This window comes from Billgrantia sulfidoxydans, assembly GCF_017868775.1.
Lineage (GTDB): Bacteria > Pseudomonadota > Gammaproteobacteria > Pseudomonadales > Halomonadaceae > Halomonas > Halomonas sulfidoxydans.
The window spans coordinates 1,244,350-1,263,709 of the sequence record NZ_CP053381.1 but is presented as its reverse complement, the minus strand read 5'-3'; the positions used below and the strand labels follow the sequence as shown (position 1 = coordinate 1,263,709).

The 19,360-nt window shown below is 67.0% G+C and carries 14 protein-coding genes and 1 pseudogene; 8 read left to right on the top strand and 7 right to left on the bottom strand.

Features of this window, described 5'->3' with window-relative positions; translation table 11 throughout:
• Positions 1-287 precede the first annotated feature (287 nt).
• Together HNO51_RS05960 and HNO51_RS05955 are read left to right on the top strand one after the other, a co-directional pair.
• The gene (locus HNO51_RS05960) at positions 288-890 is read left to right on the top strand and encodes a class I SAM-dependent methyltransferase (protein WP_197450122.1); all 603 of its coding nucleotides are present in this window, start codon (positions 288-290) and stop codon (positions 888-890) included.
• 190 nt (positions 891-1,080) lie between these two features.
• Positions 1,081-2,205, top strand: coding sequence for an aminotransferase class V-fold PLP-dependent enzyme (locus HNO51_RS05955; protein WP_197450121.1), 1,125 nt, complete (start codon positions 1,081-1,083; stop codon positions 2,203-2,205).
• Positions 2,206-2,281: 76 nt separating this feature from the next.
• Here the strand turns inward: HNO51_RS05955 and HNO51_RS05950 are convergent, their stop codons facing one another.
• The 3 genes from HNO51_RS05950 to HNO51_RS05940 all read right to left on the bottom strand — a co-directional run bounded on the left by HNO51_RS05950 (position 2,282) and on the right by HNO51_RS05940 (position 7,110).
• Positions 2,282-2,977 carry a CBS domain-containing protein gene (locus tag HNO51_RS05950; RefSeq protein ID WP_197450120.1) on the bottom strand — a complete coding sequence of 232 codons (696 nt, stop codon included), beginning with the start codon at positions 2,975-2,977 and terminating at the stop codon, positions 2,282-2,284.
• Positions 2,978-3,133: 156 nt separating this feature from the next.
• Positions 3,134-4,642, bottom strand: coding sequence for a hypothetical protein (locus HNO51_RS05945; RefSeq protein ID WP_209538747.1), 1,509 nt, complete (start codon positions 4,640-4,642; stop codon positions 3,134-3,136).
• A gap of 125 nt (positions 4,643-4,767) precedes the next feature.
• The gene (locus tag HNO51_RS05940; protein WP_209538746.1) at positions 4,768-7,110 is read right to left on the bottom strand and encodes a mechanosensitive ion channel family protein; all 2,343 of its coding nucleotides are present in this window, start codon (positions 7,108-7,110) and stop codon (positions 4,768-4,770) included.
• Between the two features lie 129 nt (positions 7,111-7,239).
• Here HNO51_RS05940 and HNO51_RS05935 point away from each other — a divergent pair, with 129 nt between their 5' ends.
• Positions 7,240-8,259, top strand: a complete 1,020-nt coding sequence (locus HNO51_RS05935) for an amidoligase family protein (protein WP_197450117.1) — start codon at positions 7,240-7,242, stop codon at positions 8,257-8,259.
• A pseudogene (locus tag HNO51_RS05930) lies at positions 8,256-8,934 on the top strand (gamma-glutamyl-gamma-aminobutyrate hydrolase family protein). Before HNO51_RS05935 ends, HNO51_RS05930 begins: the two are co-directional and overlap by 4 nt.
• Before the next feature lie 52 nt (positions 8,935-8,986).
• Here the strand turns inward: HNO51_RS05930 and HNO51_RS05925 are convergent.
• Positions 8,987-9,418, bottom strand: coding sequence for an OsmC family protein (locus tag HNO51_RS05925; protein ID WP_197450115.1), 432 nt, complete (start codon positions 9,416-9,418; stop codon positions 8,987-8,989).
• Positions 9,419-9,565: 147 nt separating this feature from the next.
• Here HNO51_RS05925 and HNO51_RS05920 point away from each other — a divergent pair, with 147 nt between their 5' ends.
• Positions 9,566-10,453: an aldo/keto reductase gene (locus HNO51_RS05920; RefSeq protein WP_197450114.1), complete on the top strand. Its 888-nt coding sequence runs from the start codon at positions 9,566-9,568 to the stop codon at positions 10,451-10,453.
• On the opposite strand, the gene HNO51_RS05915 is transcribed toward HNO51_RS05920, so the two are convergent.
• Positions 10,450-11,013 carry a DUF1415 domain-containing protein gene (locus HNO51_RS05915; RefSeq protein ID WP_209538745.1) on the bottom strand — a complete coding sequence of 188 codons (564 nt, stop codon included), beginning with the start codon at positions 11,011-11,013 and terminating at the stop codon, positions 10,450-10,452. The genes HNO51_RS05920 and HNO51_RS05915 overlap by 4 nt on opposite strands.
• Positions 11,014-11,071: 58 nt before the next feature.
• Entirely contained in the window at positions 11,072-11,773 is a 702-nt protein-coding gene (gene nfi, locus HNO51_RS05910) for a deoxyribonuclease V (protein ID WP_197450112.1), read from the bottom strand.
• A 70-nt stretch (positions 11,774-11,843) separates the two neighbouring features.
• Between nfi and HNO51_RS05905 the strand changes: the two genes are divergently transcribed.
• The 3 genes from HNO51_RS05905 (at position 11,844) to HNO51_RS05895 (ending at position 16,889) form a co-directional block, all read left to right on the top strand.
• Positions 11,844-13,136: an exonuclease SbcCD subunit D C-terminal domain-containing protein gene (locus tag HNO51_RS05905; RefSeq protein ID WP_209538744.1), complete on the top strand. Its 1,293-nt coding sequence runs from the start codon at positions 11,844-11,846 to the stop codon at positions 13,134-13,136.
• The gene (locus tag HNO51_RS05900) at positions 13,133-16,435 is read left to right on the top strand and encodes an AAA family ATPase (protein ID WP_209538743.1); all 3,303 of its coding nucleotides are present in this window, start codon (positions 13,133-13,135) and stop codon (positions 16,433-16,435) included. Before HNO51_RS05905 ends, HNO51_RS05900 begins: the two co-directional genes overlap by 4 nt.
• Positions 16,436-16,520: 85 nt before the next feature.
• The gene (locus tag HNO51_RS05895; RefSeq protein ID WP_197450109.1) at positions 16,521-16,889 is read left to right on the top strand and encodes a YciI family protein; all 369 of its coding nucleotides are present in this window, start codon (positions 16,521-16,523) and stop codon (positions 16,887-16,889) included.
• Positions 16,890-17,060: 171 nt separating this feature from the next.
• Here HNO51_RS05895 and katG read toward each other — a convergent pair whose 3' ends face one another.
• On the bottom strand, positions 17,061-19,286 hold the full coding sequence (gene katG, locus HNO51_RS05890) for a catalase/peroxidase HPI (RefSeq protein ID WP_209538742.1): 2,226 nt from the start codon (positions 19,284-19,286) through the stop codon (positions 17,061-17,063).
• Between the last annotated feature and the right edge of the window lie 74 nt (positions 19,287-19,360).

Genomic DNA, 19,360 nt, shown 5'->3' with positions numbered 1-19,360 from the left:
TTTACCCGGGGCAAAAGCGTAGAGGTGTGACGCGTCAATTATTATTAGACGTTTACACAAAGTTTCTCCATTCAAGCTAAACATCGCCACCTCGCTCGTCAAGTATATTCCACACCCTTCTTTAGCACTAATTCAACGGAAGGAGACCGCCTGCTCCACCCGCCGGCGGTTCGGTGGGTGGCCGTCGAGGGGACGACGCACCACCCCGCCCTATCCCGTCCTTTCACGCCGGCCCAGGCTGGCCTAGAGTGGAGGCATGTTCAGCAAAAACTGAAGGAGGAATGCCCATGGCGGTCCAAGAGCGACCCTCGGTCGTGGCAGGCCCCGAGCGACGGGCTCAACTGTCGCTATTCGCCCGCAACTTCTTCAAGCATCCCCGCATGCTGGGCTCGATCATTCCCAGTTCCTCCTTTCTCATACGCCGCCTGCTGGAACCGGTCGACTGGGAGCGAGCGCGAGTCATCGTCGAATACGGGCCCGGCGTGGGCACCATCACCCAGGAGATCCTCCACCGCCTGCATCCAGACGCCACGCTAGTGGTCATCGAGACCAATGGCGACTTCGTCGACTACCTCAACCGCACGCTGTCCGATCCACGCTTGAAGGTGATTGCCGGCTCGGCCGAAACGATCGAAGCCGAGCTGGAGCGGTTGGGCCTGCCCGCGGCCGATTACGTGGTGGCAGGCCTTCCGTTCAGCACCATGCCAGCCGCCTGCCGGGCACGTATCCTCGCAGGCAGCCAGGCGGCACTGGCACCCAAGGGGTCCATGCTGATCTACCAGTTCTCGCCCAAGGTCTCCTCCGACCTGCGCCAGACCTTCTCGCGCGTGGAGAGCGCCTTCGAACCCATCAACATCCCGCCGGCAAGAGTCTACTTCTGCCACAAGTGAACCACCGTAGGCGGCGCCGCAGGCCATCTGGCCTGCGGTAGTGGAACCCCGCCCGATTCGTCCCGATGCCATTACCGCCTCGGCCACGCCGTGCACACGCCGGCCAGCCTGCGCTGGTTCGATGCCTGGAAAGGGCATATCCTCATTGGCTTGAAATTTCATTCAGCCATGCACCCCAAGGGAGAAACCCATGCCCGGCCTGTTGCCTGACGTCGACCCCGATGGCCTGCTCGAATACTCGGTGGTCTACACGGACCGTTCGCTCAACCACATGTCCCAGCGCTTCCAGGGCGTGATGCGCGACGTCTCGTCGACGCTCAAGCGGGTCTATCGGGCTCGCAGCGCCGTGATCGTGCCCGGCAGCGGCACCTTCGGCATGGAGGCCGTGGCCCGCCAGTTCGCCACCAACCGGCACTGCCTGATCATCCGCAACGGCCAGTTCAGCTATCGCTGGTCGCAGATCCTGGAGATGGGCGCCATCGCCACCTCGACCACGGTGCTCAAGGCGCGCCGTCCGGACCCGCAGGATCCGCACTCCCCTTTCGCTCCGGCGCCCATCGAGGAGGTCGAGCGCACCATCCGCGAAGAACGGCCAGGGGTCGTATTCGCGCCCCATGTCGAGACCTCCGCCGGCCTGCTGTTGCCCGACGATTACCTGAAGCGGGTCGCGGCGGCGGTGCACGAGGTCGATGGGCTGTTCGTGCTCGACGGCATCGCCTCGGGCACGCTGTGGGTGGACATGGTCGAGCTCGGCATCGACGTGCTGGTCAGCGCCCCCCAGAAAGGCTGGAGCGGTCTGCCCTGCTGCGGCATGGTGATGCTCTCCGAAGCGGCCCGCGAGCGCATCGAGCGGACCGTCAGCACCAGCTTCGCCTGCGATCTGCGCAAGTGGCTCTCGATCATGGAGACCTATGAGAACGGCGGCCACGCCTACCATGCCACGATGCCCACCGACGGCCTGGCGCGGCTGCGGGACATCATGCAAGAGACCGCCGACTACGGCTTCGATCGGGTATGCGAGGAGCAGTGGGCGCTGGGTCGCGGCGCGCGTGAACTGCTGGCGCGCTACGGCTACCGCAGCGTGGCGGCGCCCGGCTTCGAGGCGCCGGGCGTGGTGGTCTGCTACACCGACGACGCCGATATCGTGGCCAAGTTTGCCGCTGCCGGCCTCCAGGTCGCCGGTGGCGTGCCGCTGATGTGCGACGAAGGCGACGATTATCGCGCCTTCCGTATCGGCCTGTTCGGGCTCGACAAGCTGCACGCTCCCGAGCGCAGCCTGGCCAACCTGGAGGCGGCGCTCGAGCGGATCGGCTGAGCTCGCCGCCACGGCACACGACGCAAGCGGGGCGGCCGCCCGGCCGCCCCGCTTGCATTCCACTGCCGGCTTCGCCTCAGAAATGCCCTACGCCGCGGGGCACCATGCCCAGGTTGTTCTCCACCGACTTCACGCCGGGCGTGTTCTCGGCGGCGACCTGGACGGCCATCTTCTCCTCCTGACTCTCGACCAGCCCCCAGACCTGCACCACACCCTCGGTGACGATGACGTTGATGCGATCGACCCAGACCCCGGTGTTCTCGTCCACCTCCTTGAGGATGGCATCGCGAATCTGGCGATCGTCGGTGGTGACCGACGTCTGCGCATCGGGCGCCGTGGCCGAGAAGCCTCGCAGCAGGTTGGCACGGCTGACGATGCCCACCAGCCTGCCGTCACGTACGACCGGCACCCGCTTGATGTGATGCTTCTCCAGCAGCTTGGCCACGCGCTGCAGCGACTCGTCCTCGCCGATGGTGATGGGGTCGCGGGTCATGATCTCGTGCGCCTTGCGGGCGTGGGTCTTGACGTACTCGCTGGCACTGTTGCCCCCGGTGAAGAACGCCTTCAGCCACCAAGACTTGCTCTGCTCGCTGCCGCTCCCGACACGACGCATCAGGTCACCCTCGCTGACGATGCCGAGGACCCTCTCCTCTGCATCCACGACGGGCACGGCGCTGATGTTGTTCTCGAGCAGGAGGCGTGCAATCTCCCGAACGTCGGCGTCGGGCGATACGGTTATCACTTTGGGAGTCATGACATCAACGGCTTGCATGGCAGCACCTCCGTAAAGGGAGCGATCAGGGTTGAGGCCGACCTAACTTGAAATCTAGTTCGACTTGGCGAGTGTCACAATTCGCCGCACCCCTTGACACTAGCAAACCGGCCTTGGCTTCGACTTGACCTGGAACAATGTCGAAGTCATATCGCGTTACACGACATGAGGCTCAACCTGAGCATCGTCCTGCTCCCCGGGCTTGCCTCCCTCCTGGTGCACCTTGACCACGTCGACGACCCGCGAACGGCTCATGACGATCTTCCAGCGCTGCAGCAGGGGTTCGGCATTGGCGCCCTCCTCGCGTATCACCAGGTTGAGCAGGTGTCGCTTCTCCACCGACTCCCGGGTGACCTGACCGTCCTTGAGGCGATAGACGCGGTGGCTGCCCTTGTCCATCAGCCGGGTCAGCTGCGACAGGTCGAGCGAGACGGTCTCGCGGGTCTTCTCGTAACCGCTGAGAAAGCGCGTCGGCGACATGCGCGAGCTGGAACGGTAGTGCAGCACCACCTCCTCGCGCTGAGCCACGTTGCGCATGCGCACCCGCTGGATCTGCTCGTCGAGCTTGCCGAAACGCTTGTAGTCGAACCACTCGAGCTGGCGCCCCACCAGCTCGTTGCTGGTCGCATCGAAGTATTGGCGCCGCCACTTGGGGCGCCCCTTGCGCAACCAGCGCCACAGGGTGTTGCGCAGGTCGTCCTTGAACACCTCGCGCATGGCGTACAGTACCGCCATGGCCAGCACGAACAGGGCAGTGACGTTGCCCACGGTGTCGCGGGCCTGCAGCAGCCCCAGCGAGACGAAGATCATCACCACGCCGGTGGCCAACCCCTTGACCGCCTTCTGCTCCGCGCCGCCCAGCTCCTGGCTCTGCTGCTTGAGGGTGACCGGGTACTCGATGAGCCGCCGCAGCAGGCGCATCTTGTTGGACATGCGCGTGGGGTCGCGCACGACGCGGCTGGCGTTGTATTCGGCCAGCTCGCGGTGAGCGGCCTCGGCCTGGCCGATCTCCAGCAGGCGCTCGCGAATGGTGCGGTAGTCGCGCCCCCGCGGCAAGTGGGCGACCAGCGCCAGCAGGCGCTGCTCGGTGAACCACGACAGGTAGTTGTCGATATTGGCGTAGTACTTGTGCAGGCTCTCCTCGCTCGGCTGGTTGCGGCGCAGGCGCCGCAGGATGCCCTGGGCCAGTTCGCACAGCTCCTCGAGGCGCTCCTGCAAGCCGGCCGCCACGATGCGTTCCTGCGTCTCGCCGCCGCCGGCGCCATTCGTCTCGCCACCCGGCGCCTCGCCTCGCTCGGCCGTTTCGGCATGGCGCTCGGCCTGCTGTACGCGCCTGGCGGTATCCAGCAGCGACTGCGTCGCCCGCTCGAGGGCCACCACATACTGATAGGCATAAAGGCTCAGGCTCAGGCGGTACTGCTCGCTGCTCAGCCGGCCGCGGCTGGCCAGGCGGCTGAGCACCAGCGGCAGGTGGTGCTTGTCGCTGTAATAGGTCCGCTTGACGTGGATCGCACTGTAGTAGAACGCATCCTCGGAGATGACATGTTCGTTGAGACCGAGCTCTCCAGGTACGAACAGGAAGAGATCCAGCCGATGCGAGGTCTCCTCCTGCAGCACGCGGGAGACCTTGAGATGGAAGCTATCCTTGCGTTCGACGGTAATCACGTCGGCGCAGCTCCTTGTACCGGAGGCCATTGACGGACCAAGTAATTTTCATAGTACGGGCAATGCCGCCCTGCTTTCCATCTCGGACCGGCTTCGGGCAACGACACGCGCCTTCGCGCCGCTGTTCACGAGGAGTCCGGCGAGGCTCGCTGCGGGTTGGTCGCGCCTTCGGGATCGGCGATGCCGGCTTCCCCCGGTGCTCGCCCCTTGGCATCGCGTGGGGGCGCCGTATCGCCGCCTTCCGGTTCCCCGTTTGCCATGGCATCGCCAGGCTGGCCCTCCATGCTCACGCTCAGGCGCGGCATGCCGAGGTCCAAGCCCTGCTGTTCCATGCGCTGTTTGAGCAGCAGGTTGAAGGCACGCGCCACGTCCCATTGCATGACCGGCGCGGTGCGAAAACGCATGCGCAGCACGGCGGCGCCTTCGTCGAAACGGTCGACGCCCTGCATCTCCAGCGGCGACCAGATGTAATGTCGCATCATCGGATCCTGGCGCAGCTCTTGCGCGGTCTCCTGCATCAAGGAGATGGCATCGTCGATCTTCATGGTGTGCGGTATGCGGATGCGCATCAGCGCGATACCGAAGTGCCGCGACATGTTGTGGATCGACTGGATGGCGCTGAAGGTAATGATGTGCAGGATGCCGTCCAGGTCGCGCAGGCGCACCGTGCGCAGGGTCAGCCCCTCGACCGTACCCATGTGACCGTTGATCTGGACGAAGTCGTCCACCGCCAGCGAATCCTCGACGATGATGAAGATACCGGTGATCAGGTCCTGCACCAGGGTCTGGGCGCCGAAGCCCACGGCCAGACCGATGACGCCGGCACCGGCCAGCAGCGGCGTGACGTTGACCCCCAGGTTGGCCAACCCGACGATGGCGGCGATCAGCACGATGGTGGCGAATATCACGTTGCGGATCATCGGCGTGATGGTCTGGGCGCGGGCCTGGTTGACGCGCCGTCCCCGCGAACGGGCGGAAGAGACCAGCGCACGCTGGATGGCGGTATCGGCGAAGATCCACGCCAGCCAGGCCAGCAGCACGGTGAAGCCCAGCGCCAGCAGGGCCTGGCCGATACGCACCCCGGCCACGCCCTCGCGGCCCAGGCCGAACAGCGAGCCGCCCCACACCTGCAGCGACAGCTCGGCAAAGACGATCCACGCCACCATATGAGAGAGCGCATAGCCGACGCGCTCGAGGCGGCGACGGTACTCGCTGATGCGGCGGCGCCGGCTGCGTCGCTCGCTGTGGCGCTGGATCAGGCCGGTGACCACCAGGGTCGACACCAGCAGCGCCGCCGAGATGATCGAGCGCGCCAATGCAGTCCCCACATCCCCCACGGTGACGAAGATCGCCAGCAACGAGACCACGACGATCAGCAACGCCGGCACGTGCCAGAGCTCGCCGACGACGCGCGCCAGTTCGATGGCGGTGCCACCTTCGCGGCGCACGCGCCAGGAACGGTTACGGATCAAGTGCTTGATCGGACGCTTGAACCTGAAGATGAAACGGATGCTGAGCAGCGCTGCCAGCATGTTGGCGAACACCGAGCCCAGCGCCGCCGGTTCCTCTCCCACGATCAAGGAGAGCCGCTCTGCATTGAGCGCATCGCCGAGCGCAATCAGCGCGCCGATCACGAACAGCAGGCGCAGACCCCGCTGCTGCAGGATCACGACCGCGGGGAAGCGATGCCCGCGAGTGAACACCGACACCACGCACTCCACGACCACCGACAGGGTACGACCGCACAGCGCCAGGTAGGTGAAGATGAGGGCCAGGGTGCGCCCCGGGCTGGGAGGCAGTACCTGGACCAACCCCATGGTCAGGACGAAGGCGAGCGCCCAGGGCAGCATGCGGCGCAGGAAGTGCAGCGCCAGCAGCCAGCCGCGCGGCTCCCGCGGCAGGTCGAGCGGCAAGCCCTGACGCACGAACAGCAGCCTGCCCAGGGCAACCAGAATGACCAGCGCGCCGGCCCAGATGCCCAGCAGCACCGCACTGTGGACGGCGAAGCGCGCGATCTCGCCGGTGCCGGTCTCCACCACCAGCTCGCTGAGCCCCGCCCAGCCCTGCTCCAGTTGGCGCCGCCAGTCGTCGAGCGGCGACTCGCCGGCCTCGGCCTGGTCGCCCAGCTCGCTGAAGGTCTCGGCCAAGGCGCCGAGCAGCCCCTGGCGCTGAATGGAATCCTCGGCGCTGCCGCCCTCGTGGACCTGGCGAATCTCGCGCAGCTCGTCGAGCAGGGCGCCACGGCGCTCGTCATCCTCCAGCGTGGTGATCACGTCATCGAGCGATTGCTGAAACGTCTCGGCGTCGTGGGGAGTCTCCTGGGTCTGCTCCTCCTGCCCCAGCCCGCCGAGCGAGAGTTGGGCGTTCGCGGGGACCGCCCAGGCCAGCAGCAGCAGCAGCAGCAGCCCGATGCGAATCGCCACTCGCCAGTACGCGGCGCCACTGCGCGGGGGAAAAGCTCCTGGCATCGATCGACACTCCCTCGTTCCGTTTGCCATGTGCCTGGGACAACAGCCGGCCAGCGGTGCTCCCTGCGGTCTTGTCGCCGCACTGTGCTAGGCTGGCGTTCAGACTCTCGAGTCGCACAGGATGCCTTCATGCTGCCGCAATCACCACCCGAGCCTCTGAATGTCCAGGGTAGGACCCGACGGGTTGGCGCCGAAATCGAGTTTGCCGGGCTCCCCCCTCAACAGACCGGTGAGCTGGTACGCAACCTGTTCGGTGGCGAACTGAAGCTGGTCAGCCCCCATCGGCTGCGAGTCGAAGCCACCCGCTGGGGAGACTTCGTCATCGAGCTCGACACCCAGTATGCCCACCCCGATGCCAGGCTGCTGGAGGCATTGCCGCGCCATGACACCGAATGGGAGCGCCAACGCCACCAGATGCGGCTGGACTTTCACAACAAGACCCGCGAACTGATCGGCGACGTCGTGACCGGCCTGGTGCCGACCGAGATCGTCTGCCCACCGGTGCCCTGGAACGAGCTCGCCGAGCTCGACGCGCTGTTCGCGGCTCTTCACGCCCATGGCGCCAAGGGCACCGATGCCAGCCTGCTGTATGGCTTCGGCCTGCACCTCAACCCCGAGGCCGCCAGCCTGGAACCCGAGGCCATCCTTCGACATTTCCGCGCCTTCCTGCTCATGGCGGCCTGGTTGCGCAAGGAGATCGACATCGACATCACGCGGGAAGTACTGCCGCACGCCAACCCCTTCCCCAAGCACTATGCGCTCAAGGTGCTCGACCCCGACTACGCCCCCGATCTCGATACGCTGATCGCCGATTACATCAGCTTCAACCCCACGCGTAACCGCGAACTGGATCTCTACCCGCTGTTCGCCCACCTGTGCCCCGACTACCCGGACGAGCTGTTCCGCAACAACCTGATCAAGCCACGCCCCACGTACCATTACCGCTTGCCCAATGCCCAGCTGTCCCAGCGCGGCTGGGGCGCCGTGGTGGAGTGGAATCGCTGGGTGGCGGTGGAGCGACTCGCCGCCGATCGCAAGGAACTCGACGGACGCGCCAGCCGCTACGTCAATCTGCACACGCAGTCGCTCATGACCCGCATGGTGGGCAGGCTGCGGAACTGGATCAAGGAGGTCCGCTCGCCCTCATGACGCGCCCGCTCATCGGTATCACCACGTCGGATGACAAGAGTCGCATCGCCTGGTGGTTCGACTGGTTCGCCGTGTGGCGACACGGCGGCCGGCCGCTTCGCCTCTCCCCCTTCCCGACCGCTGCCCGAGGCGCTCGACGGTCTGATCATCGGCGGTGGCGATGACATCCAGGCCCACCTCTACGGCGGCGAGGTGCAGCTCGACGTACGCCTCGACCCCCAGCGCGACGAACTCGAACTCGAGCTGATGGAACGCTTCATCCCGCAGGGCAAGCCGGTCCTGGGGATCTGCCGCGGCGCCCAGATGCTCAACGTCCACCTCGGCGGCACCCTGGACCCCGACATCTATACCACTCACGAAGGGCTCAAGCGTCGGCGCACCGTTCTGCCGCGCAAGACGGTGGACATCGCGCCCGATACCCAGCTGCGACGCATCCTCAAGGTGAGCTGGTGCCGCATCAACAGCCTGCACCATCAGGCGGTGCAGGAAGCCGGGCGCGGCATCGACATCGTTGCCCGCGACCGCGATGGCCTGGTCCAGGGCATCGAATCGCGCGAGCACGAGTTCCTGATCGGCGTGCAATGGCACCCGGAGTGGCTGCTCTTCAACCGCCCCCAGCAACGTCTGGTTCGCTCCCTGGTCGAGGCGGCGCGCCAGGCCATGCCCGCGATCTAGGCGCCCGAAACCAGTGCGGCCACCCGAGGGTGGCCGCGCAACGCTGGGGGATTCAGTTTTCCAACGCGGCGTCCAGGGTGATCTCGGCCTTGAACAGCTTGGAGACCGGGCACCCTTCCTTGGCCTTTTCGGCCGCGCCGTGGAAGGCATCGGCATCGGTACCGGGGCTGCGTACCCGGGTGGTGAGATGGATCCTGGTGATGCTGAAGCCGCCGGCGTCCTGCTCGAGGGTCACGGCCGCCTCGGTGGCGATACGCTCGGGGGTCAGGCCGGCCTCGCCCATGATCATCGACAGCGCCATGGAGTAGCAGCTGGCGTGCGCCGCGCCGATCAGTTCCTCGGGATTGGAGCCGGGCTCGCCCTCGAAGCGCTTGCCGAAACTGTAGGGCGCATCCTTGATCGTGCCACTCTCGGTCGAGACCTGACCCTTGCCTTCTTTCAGGCTACCCTCCCAGACAGCGCTACCGGTTTTCTTGATGCTCATGTGGGTCGACTCCTTGTAGAGAACTGGCCATAGGATTGAAGAGCAACGCCGTTGCGCGCTGCCCTCCCTCACCATAGCGCATGGCCTTGTCTTCGCCATCCCCCTTGACGCAACATTATGGAAACTTTTTCCACAAAGGCCGCCATCATGTCTCGACAATCTCCTCATGTCACCCTGACCGCCACCGTCAGTGAGGCCGCCATCCGCCTGCCGGCCATCGGCCAGGGCACCTGGTACATGGGCGAGGGCCTGGCGCCTCGTCGCGACGAGGTGCGGGCCCTGCAGCACGGCCTGGAGCTGGGCCTGACGTTGATCGACACCGCTGAGATGTATGCCGACGGCGGCGCCGAGGAGGTGGTCGGCGAGGCGCTCGCCGGCCGCCGCGACCAGGCCTTTTTGGTCTCCAAGGTCTATCCGTGGAACGCCGGTCGCGACAGTGCCATCGCCGCCTGCGAGCGCAGCCTGACGCGGCTCGGCACCGACCGCCTCGACCTCTACCTGCTCCATTGGCCCGGTGATATTCCGCTCGAGGAGACCCTGGAGGCGTTCGAGCGGCTGCGCGAGCAGGGCAAGATTCGCCGCTTCGGCGTCTCCAATTTCGACGCGGACGAAATCGAGACGCTGCACGCCCTGCCCGGCGGCAGCGACTGCGCCGTCAACCAGGTGCTCTACCATCTGGGCTCGCGCGGCACCGAGTACGCCCTGCGCCCCTTGATGCGGCGCCTCGGCATGCCGCTGATGGCCTACTGCCCGCTGGCGCAGGCCGGCAAGCTGCGCCAGGATCTGTTCGGCCACCCGGTGGTGAGAGAAGTAGCCGACGGGCTCGGCGTCACCCCCGCTCAGCTGCTGCTGGCCTGGACGATCCGCCCCGTGGAGGGCGAGCGCGACGTCATCGCCATTCCCAAGGCGGTCCAGCCGCAGCACGTCGAACAGAATGCCGGGGCGCTGACGGTTGAACTCGATGACGCTACCTTGGCCCGGCTCGACGAAGCCTTTCCGGCGCCGGATCGCAAGGAGCCGCTGGATATCGTCTAGCGCTTGTCGACCCTGGCTTGCAGCGCCGCCAGCGCGGCGGCCAGGCGTTCACTGCCGAGCCGGCGCATCGCCTCGATGTTGCGCTCGGGAATCGCCTCGGGGTCGGGATAGTGGGCCAGGGCGCGCTCCAGGCCCGCTTCGCGCAGCAGGTGCAGCATGGGCCAGGGCGAGCGATTGGTGAAGTTGGCCGGATCGTCCTCCGCCGCGCCTTCGAAGCAGTAGTCGGGATGAAAGCTGGCAAGCTGATAGACCCCCTCGTAGCCTTGCTCGACCAGCAGCCCCTCGGCCACGGCGAGGAAGTCGAGATAGTCGTCGAAATCCTCGAGCCCCGGGCGCAAGATCATCAGCGTGGTCTCGATCCCGGGCGTGGCGTCGAGCCGGCGGCACTCCTCGATCATCGCCTCCAGCGCTGGCTCCCACCCGTTCGCCGCTACCTCGACGAAACGGATGGAATCGCTTACGAACTCCCGCCGGGCAAAGGGGCAAACGTTATGGGCGATGACGAAGCCTTCCACCCAGGCACGGGTGGCGGCGCAGGCGGGCGTCAGGGAGTCAGGCATTGGCAGGCTCGGGTGATGGTGGAGAGCCAGTATACCCGAGCCGATGCCGGGCGCGGCTTCAATCCGCCGGTCGTGGCAAGGGTCCCCGCCGGGAGGCCAGCCGATCGGCCAGCCGGGTCGGCTCCGGCAGCTTGGTTCGGCCCAGGCATTTCACCACCCAGTCGAGCGAGGTCTCGAGGCTGATGCGATGCCCCAGCGAGACGAACAGCGGCTTGACGCCCACCCGCGTGCGCAGCACCGCGCCGATGGTCTCGCCGCGATGGCGCAGCGGTGTCGACTCGCCGCGCGCCTCGGGTACTTCGTCATGTACGCCGCACAGGCGCGACTTGGCCACGCCGATGGTCGGCAGGTCGAGCCACAGCCCCAGGTGGGAGGCGACGCCGAGACGCCGAGGATGGGCGATGCCCTGGCCGTCGACCATCACCAGTTCGGGGCGTGTCACAAGCTGGCCGAAGGCTTCCAGCGCCGCCGGAATCTCGCGGAAGGAGAGCAGCCCGGGAATGTAGGGCATGCGGGTCGGCTCGCGGTGCACCACTTGTTCCACGATCTCCAGTCCGGCAAGCGGGTCGCCGGGCCAGGCCAGCACCACCACCGCCGCCCGGGTGATCTCGCCGCCCTGCTCGAAGCCGATGTCGACGCCGGCGATATGGCGCACCGGCCCCAGCCGATCCTCGCGCTCGATGCGACCGGCCATGCGCTTCTGCAGCGCGATGGCCTCCTCGGGGCTCAGATTCCAGTCGTGAAGCGTCTCTGCGGGCATCCCTGTCCTCCTGTTTCCTCCCTGGGTCTCGCGTAGACTATCGCCTCAGGCCAAAGCCGCAAGGGATACGATGAAAATCCTCCATACCGCCGACTGGCACCTGGGCCAGACTTTCCACGGCCAGGAGCGCCACGCCGAACATCGCGCCTTCCTCGACTGGCTGCTCGAGACCCTCGTCGAACGCGAGGCCGACGCGCTGCTCGTCGCCGGTGACGTCTTCGATGTGGTCAACCCGTCGCTGCAGGCGCAGGCGCTGCTCTACGACTTCATCGTTGCCGCCCACGAGCGCCTGCCGATGCTGGATATCGTGCTGATCGCCGGCAACCATGACAGCGGCAACCGCATCGAGCTGCCGGCGCCGCTGATGCGCCGCCTGCGCACCCATGCCCTGGGCCGGGTGAGCTGGCTCGACGATGGCGCGCTCGATACCGAGCGCCTGCTGGTTCCGCTCACCGATGCCGCTGGCGAAACCTGCGCCTGGTGCCTGGCACTGCCCTTCCTGCGCCCCGCCGAGGTCACCGGTCACGGCCTGGCCCGTGCCGACGTCAGCGAAGGCGAGCCGCACAACGACGCGCCACGCAACGACTACGTCGCCGGTATCTCCCGCGTCCACGAGCAGCTGATCGCGGCCGCCCGCGAGCGTCGCCTACCCGGCCAGGCGCTGGTGGCCATGAGCCACGCCCACCTGTACGGTGCCGCCGTTTCCGAGGCCAGCGAACGTCCCATCGTCATTGGCGGCGAGGAGTCGATCTCCGCCGGCCTCTTTCCCGCCGACATCGCCTATGTGGCCCTGGGCCACCTGCACCGTGCGCAGCAGGTCGGCGAGGCGCGCATCCGCTACAGCGGCAGCCCCCTGCCACTCGACTTCAGCGAGGTAACTTATCCTCATCAGGTGGTGGAGGCGGTGCTTCAGGGCGAAACCCTCGCCGCCACGGAAGCGATCCCCGTGCCGCGCCCGGTGGCCATGCATCGTGTCGGCCCCAATGAACTCGATGCCGTGCTGGCCGAACTCGAGGCACTGCCCGACGACCCGACCCTGCCGCGCGAGCGCTGGCCCTGGCTGGAAGTGCGTGTCGCACTCAGCGCCCCGATGCCCGACCTGCGCGCCCGGGTCGAAGCCGTGCTGGAGGGCAAGGCGCTGCGCCTGCTGCGCCTGGAACGCCGCCTGCCCCAGCACGAGGGCGGACCGGCGTCGGAGCGGGTCGACCTGGAACAGTTGGGGCCACGCAAGTTGTTCGAACGGACCTGGGAAGCGCATTGGGGCGAGACCCCCGAGGCCGAGGTCATGGCCGACTTCGACCGGCTGCTGCAGGACGTGCTCGACGGCAAAACGGAAGACGCAGGCACGGAGGGCCGCCCATGAAGATCCTCGCCCTGCGCCTGGCCAACCTGGCCTCCCTGCCCGGCCCGCTAGAACTCGACTTCACCACGCCGCCGCTCGATGCCGCCGGCCTGTTCGCTATCACCGGTCCCACCGGGGCCGGCAAGAGCACCCTGCTCGACGCCCTGTGCCTGGCGCTCTACGGCAACACCCCGCGGCTGCGCCAGGCGCCGGTACGCGACGCCCCGCTACCCGACGTGGAGGGCGACACGGTGAGCACCGCCGACCCGCGCACTCTGCTGCGCCGGGGTACCGCCAGTGGCCATGCCGAGGTCGACTTCCTCGGCCGCGACGGGCGCCGCTACCGTGCCCGCTGGGCCGTTCGCCGCGCCCGGGACAAGGCCGGCGGACGCCTGCAGACCGCGGAGCAGTCGCTGCGCGATCTCGACGACGATCGCCTGCTCACCGCCCAGAAGCGCGAGTTCGACCGCCTGCTGCCGGAGCGCCTGGGCCTCACCTTCGACCAGTTCACCCGCGCCGTGCTGCTGGCCCAGAGCGAGTTCGCCGCCTTCCTCAAGGCCGACGACAACGAGCGCAGCGACCTGCTGGAGCGCCTGACCGGCACCGCCGAGTATTCGCGGATCTCCATGGCCGCCTATCGCCGTGCCAGCGAAGCGAAGAAGCGCGTCGATGCCCTTCAGGCCCGGCTCGCCGACGACCTGCCCGCCGAGCCTGAGGCCCGCGCCGAGCTCGAGCAGGCCGCCAAACAAGCCGAGACCGAACTGGCCACCCTGCAGCGACAGAACCAAAGCCTGGAAGCTCGCCAGCAGTGGCATGTCAGCGACGACCGGCTGCGCCAGGCTTACGCCGAAGGGCTACGGCAGCAGCGCGATACCGAAGCGCGCTGGCACTCGCTTGCCGACGCTCGAGCCGACCGAGAATGCCGCCGCCTGCTCGCGCCTCAGCGCCACCGCCTGCTGCGTCAGGTCGCACTGCCTCACGAGATCGCTGCACTGGAGGACACCCACCGCCAGACCCTCAAGGCCCTCGAACAGGCCAAGGCCGCCCAAGGGGCTGCCGAACAGGCGCGGGACCAGGCTGCACGACAATTGGAGGTTGCCACTCAGGCACGCCAGCAAGCCGAACCCGCCCTGCGCCAGGCCCGGGAACAGACCCAGTCACTCGTCACTCTGGACCAACAGCTGGACGAACTCGAGTCGCAGCATCGCGACTGCCGGCAACAGGCCGAGCGACTGGCCGAGCAGCGCAGGGAAGCCGACGCCAGGCAGCTCGAACACAAGCGCAAACGCGACGAGTGGCAGGCTGCGCTGCGCCAATTGGTGGGCAGCCATGAACGACTCGACGCGGCACGCCAGGCAGCCCAGCAGGCTCACGACCGAGCCGCTCGGCGAAGCCTGGCGCTGAGCGAGCTGGAAGGGCGATGGCAGGAGGCCTGCCGCGCCGAGCAGGCCCGGCAGCAGCTGGCCAAGCAGACCAGCGACGACGAAGCGCGCCAGGCCGAACTGGTCACCCAAGGCAAGGCCGCCCGGGAACGGCTCGACGAGCGGGAACGTCACTACACCACGCTGCGCGACTTCGTCGAACGCAGCCGCGCCGCCCGCAGCGAGAGCGTGGCACGCCTGCGTGAAACACTCCATGAAGGCGAGCCCTGCCCGGTCTGCGGCGGGCTGGACCACCCCTTCCGCCATCAGCCCCCAGCCACGCCCGAGGCAGCGCAGCTCGCCGCCCAACAGGCGCAGGAAGAGCAGCAGCTGACCGAGGCCAGGCAGGCCTTCGAGCAGGCCCAGTTGGCACGCAACGAACTCGAGGGCGAATACCGCGCCGTCCTGGCAGCGCTGGCCCGCTGTCGCCAGGAACTACAGCAGGCCAATAGTCGCCTGGCTCAGGCACAGCAAGCCCTGATCGAGCACCCGCTCCACGCCGAACTCAATGCCATCGACGCCGCCGAACGCAACGCCTGGCTGGCATACCAGCGCCGGGAGTGCGATGGCGAGCGTGAGCATGGCGAACGCACGCTCCAGGCGCTGACCCGCGCCGAGGCCGAGCTGGTCCCGCTCGAGGATGCCCTGCGCCAGGGCGAGCTCGCCCTCGCCCAGCTCGAGGCCAGGCGGGCCGCGCTCGAAGCGGAGCTGAACAAGCAAGCACAACGGCTGCCTCCCTTGCGCCGCCAGCGCAGCGAGGTGGCCGCTACCCTCCAAGCCCTGCTCGGTGAACAGCCTTCCGTCGATGCCTGGCAGCAGCAGCTGGAGGCGCGCCAGGAGTCGGCCCGTCAGCAGCGCGAACAGGCCATCGAGCGCTGCCATGGTGCCGAGCGGGAACAGGCGCGGCTCTCCCAGCAGGCCATCCACGAGGCCCAGCGCATCGAGCAGCTCGTCCAGGAAGGCGCCTCGCTGGAGCGGGAGCTGGCCGACTGGCGCCAGGCCCATCCACAGCTGGACGATGCCACGCTGGCCCGGCTGCTGGCACAGCCCGAGGCGGAAGCCGAGCGCGAGGAGCGTGAACTGAATGAGGCCGACGAGGCATGCCAGCGCACCGAGGCAAGCCTTGGCGAGCGGCGCCGCGCCCTGCTCGAGCATCGCCACGGGCAGGCGCTGGCCAATGACGACAGCGACGATGCGCTACTGGGTGAAGAGGTCGAAGCGGAGATCGCCAATCGCCGGGAGGCACTCGTCGCCGAACGGCAGGCCCTGGCGCCTAAGGTGGAACACGCCCAGCAGGCGCGTGACGACGCGGTTCATGCCCTGCGCGACGACGACCGCCGCCGCGCGCGCCAGCAGGAGGGCCAGGCCGAGCTGGAAACGGCCCGCACCGAGCATGCGCGCTGGGCGCGTATCAGCGAGCTGATCGGCTCCGCCGACGGCAAGACCTTCCGTCGTATCGCTCAGGCCTACAATCTCGACCAGCTGCTGGAGCACGCCAACGCTCACCTCGGCGGCCTCAGCCGACGCTACCGGCTGACCCGCGGCGGCAGCGAACTCGGCATGCTGGTGGTGGACCACGACATGGGCGACGAGCGCCGCTCGGTGCACTCGCTCTCGGGCGGCGAGACCTTCCTCGTCTCGCTGGCGCTGGCCCTGGGGCTCGCCTCCATGGCTTCGGGCGAGCTCACCATCGAATCGCTGTTCATCGACGAAGGCTTCGGCAGCCTCGACCCGCAGTCACTGGCACTGGCCATGGAAGCTCTCGACGGCCTGCAGGCCCTCGGCCGCCGCGTCGGCGTGATCTCCCACGTTCAGGAAATGCACGAGCGCATTCCGGTACAGATCCAGGTGGAACCGCTGGGCAATGGCACGAGCCGGGCCAGGTTGGTTAGCCTTTGACGTCCGCGCCCTTCACGGCCCATTGCGCCGGCCCATCCCGTGCGCCATCTTCTACCGGACAGCATTCCCAACATGAGGGTCTCTCATGAAGTATCTCTGTCTCGCCTATGAGGAAGAGCGAATATTCAGCGAAATGACGGAGGCCCAGTGGCATGAGCTACTACAGGAAACCCTGGAGTATGTGGCCGACCTGCAGAGACAAGGCAAGCTGGTCCTGACCAACGCCCTGCAGAGCGCCACCAAGGCTCACACCCTGAGAATTCGTGATGACGAACTCATCATGACCGATGGGCCCTTTGCCGAGACCAAGGAGCAGCTAGGCGGCTTCTTCCTGATCGAGGTCGCGTCACAAGAGGAAGCCTTGGAGATTGCTGCCGGCTGGCCGTCAGCGCGACTTGGCACCATCGAGGTGAGGCCCGTCGAGGAGGAATTGAGACCCGAAAGCCGCTACTGAGCGGGTTATCCAGAGGACGTGTCGAAAAAAACGGATTTTTTAAACATGTTTGAGAGACATGTTTATCACATCGACATGTTGGCATGACGTGTCGAAAAAATGCGTTTCGTCAACGAATAAGAACGCCCCGTTGCCGGGGCGCCACTGTCTCATTACGGTGCGTTTCCTGGCTCACGCCAGGTCGAAGCGGTCCACGTTCATCACCTTGTTCCAGGCGGCGACGAAGTCGTTGACGAACTTCTCCTTGGCGTCGTCCTGGGCATAGATCTCGCTGATGGCGCGCAGCTGCGAGTTGGAGCCGAACACCAGGTCGACCCGGGTGCCGGTCCACTTCAGCTCGCCACTCTTGCGGTCGCGTCCCTCGAACACGTCGGCCTCCGCCGTGGCCGGCTGCCACCGGGTGCCCATGTCGACCAGGTTGACGAAGAAGTCGTTGGTCAGGGTGCCGGGGCGATCGGTAAACACGCCGTGGCGCGAGTCGCCGTAGTTGGCCTCGAGCACCCGCAGCCCACCCAGCAGCACGGTCATCTCCGGTGCGCTGAGCCCCAGCAGTTGCGCCTTGTCGATCAGCATTTCCTCGTCGGAGACGGTGAAGCGAGCGCGGCGGTAGTTGCGGAAGCCGTCGGCCTCGGGGCGCAGCCACTCGAACGACTCGGCGTCGGTCTGCTCGGCGCTGGCGTCGGTGCGGCCCGGCGTGAACGGTACTTCGATGGCATGGCCGGCGTCCCTGGCCGCCTTCTCGATGGCGGCGGCACCGCCCAGCACGATCAGGTCGGCCAGCGATACCCGCTTGCCGCCGGACTGGAGCGCATTGAAGTCGCCCTGGATGCTCTCCAGCGTCCTGAGCACCTTGGCCAGCTGCTCGGGCTGGTTGGCTTCCCAATCCTTCTGCGGCGCCAGGCGAATGCGCGCGCCGTTGGCCCCGCCGCGCATGTCGGAGCCGCGGAAGGTGGAGGCGGACGACCAGGCGGTGTAGACCAGCTCGGCGACGCTCAGCCCGGAACCGAGGATCTTGCTCTTGAGGCTGGCGATGTCCCGGGCATCGATCAGCTCATGGTCCACGGCGGGCACCGGGTCCTGCCAGATCAGCTCCTCGGTCGGCACTTCCGGGCCGAGGTAGCGTGCCTTCGGGCCCATGTCGCGGTGGGTCAGCTTGAACCAGGCGCGGGCGAAGGCGTCGGCAAACTCGTCCGGGTGGTTGTGGAAGTGCTCGGCGATCCTGCGGTACTCCGGGTCCTCGCGCATCGCCATGTCGGCGGTGGACATCATGATGCCCACACGCTTCGAGGCATCCTCGGCATCCGGCGCCATGTCCTTCTCGGCCAGGTTCTTGGGCACCCACTGCTTGGCGCCCGCCGGGCTGGTGGTGAGCTCCCACTCGTAGCCGAACAGCACGTCGAAGTAGCTCATGTCCCACTTCGTCGGCGTCGGGGTCCAGGCGCCCTCGAGGCCGCTGGTGATGGTGTCGCGGCCCTTGCCGCTCTTGTAGCGGCTCTTCCATCCGAAGCCCATCTCCTCCATGGGCGCCGCCTCCGGCTCAGGCCCCACGTTGACCGGATCGCCGGCGCCATGGGCCTTGCCGAAGGTGTGGCCGCCGGCGGTCAGGGCCACCGTCTCGTGGTCGTTCATCGCCATGCGAGCGAAGGTGTCGCGGATGTCCCTGGCCGACGCCAGTGGATCCGGATTGCCGTCCGGTCCTTCCGGGTTGACGTAGATGAGACCCATCTGCACCGCGGCCAGCGGGTTCTCCAGCTCGCGTTCACCGGAATAGCGGCTCTTGGCATGGCCGCTGTCGGCCAGCCACTCGTCCTCGGCGCCCCAGTAGATGTCCTCTTCCGGCTGGTAGACGTCCTCGCGGCCACCGGCGAAACCGAAGGTCTTGAAGCCCATGGATTCCAGGGCGACGTTGCCCGCCAGGATGTAGAGATCGGCCCAGGAGAGCTTGTTGCCGTACTTGCGCTTGATCGGCCACAGCAGGCGGCGCGCCTTGTCGAGGTTGCCGTTGTCGGGCCAGCTGTTGAGCGGCGCGAAGCGCTGAGTGCCGGTGCCCGCCCCGCCGCGGCCGTCGCCCACCCGGTAGCTGCCGGCGCTGTGCCAGGCCATGCGGATGAACAGCGGACCGTAGTGGCCATAGTCGGCCGGCCACCACTCCTGGGAGTCGGTCATCAGCGCCTCGAGGTCTTGCTTGACGGCGGGAAGGTCGAGTGACTTGAACGCCTCGGCGTAATCGAAATCCGCCCCCAGCGGGTTGGACTTGGGCGCATGCTGGTGAAGAATGTTCAGATTGAGCTGGTTGGGCCACCAGTCGTGTGTGGCGTTGCCCTTGTCCCCATGTCTTGTGCGTGACCCGTGCATGACGGGGCACTTGCCTGCGCTGCTGTCGACTTTCTGGTCCATGACGCTCTCCCTTTGTGACGTGTTGTCGTGCAATGTGGCTGTCTCGTGAGAACAGGTATATCAGCGCAATCGAA

Bases quoted from the DNA above. Each gene is read 5' to 3' on its own strand.
- HNO51_RS05935 (WP_197450117.1), top strand. From the start codon at position 7,240: ATGCTGCCGCAATCACCACCCGAGCCTCTGAATGTCCAGGGTAGGACC.
- HNO51_RS05895 (WP_197450109.1), top strand. From the start codon at position 16,521: ATGAAGTATCTCTGTCTCGCCTATGAGGAAGAGCGAATATTCAGCGAA.
- katG (WP_209538742.1), bottom strand. From the start codon at position 19,286: ATGGACCAGAAAGTCGACAGCAGCGCAGGCAAGTGCCCCGTCATGCAC.
- HNO51_RS05900 (WP_209538743.1), top strand. From the start codon at position 13,133: ATGAAGATCCTCGCCCTGCGCCTGGCCAACCTGGCCTCCCTGCCCGGC.
- HNO51_RS05925 (WP_197450115.1), bottom strand. From the start codon at position 9,418: ATGAGCATCAAGAAAACCGGTAGCGCTGTCTGGGAGGGTAGCCTGAAA.
- HNO51_RS05955 (WP_197450121.1), top strand. From the start codon at position 1,081: ATGCCCGGCCTGTTGCCTGACGTCGACCCCGATGGCCTGCTCGAATAC.
- HNO51_RS05950 (WP_197450120.1), bottom strand. From the start codon at position 2,977: ATGCAAGCCGTTGATGTCATGACTCCCAAAGTGATAACCGTATCGCCC.
- HNO51_RS05915 (WP_209538745.1), bottom strand. From the start codon at position 11,013: ATGCCTGACTCCCTGACGCCCGCCTGCGCCGCCACCCGTGCCTGGGTG.
- nfi (WP_197450112.1), bottom strand. From the start codon at position 11,773: ATGCCCGCAGAGACGCTTCACGACTGGAATCTGAGCCCCGAGGAGGCC.
- HNO51_RS05905 (WP_209538744.1), top strand. From the start codon at position 11,844: ATGAAAATCCTCCATACCGCCGACTGGCACCTGGGCCAGACTTTCCAC.
- HNO51_RS05940 (WP_209538746.1), bottom strand. From the start codon at position 7,110: ATGCCAGGAGCTTTTCCCCCGCGCAGTGGCGCCGCGTACTGGCGAGTG.
- HNO51_RS05960 (WP_197450122.1), top strand. From the start codon at position 288: ATGGCGGTCCAAGAGCGACCCTCGGTCGTGGCAGGCCCCGAGCGACGG.
- HNO51_RS05920 (WP_197450114.1), top strand. From the start codon at position 9,566: ATGTCTCGACAATCTCCTCATGTCACCCTGACCGCCACCGTCAGTGAG.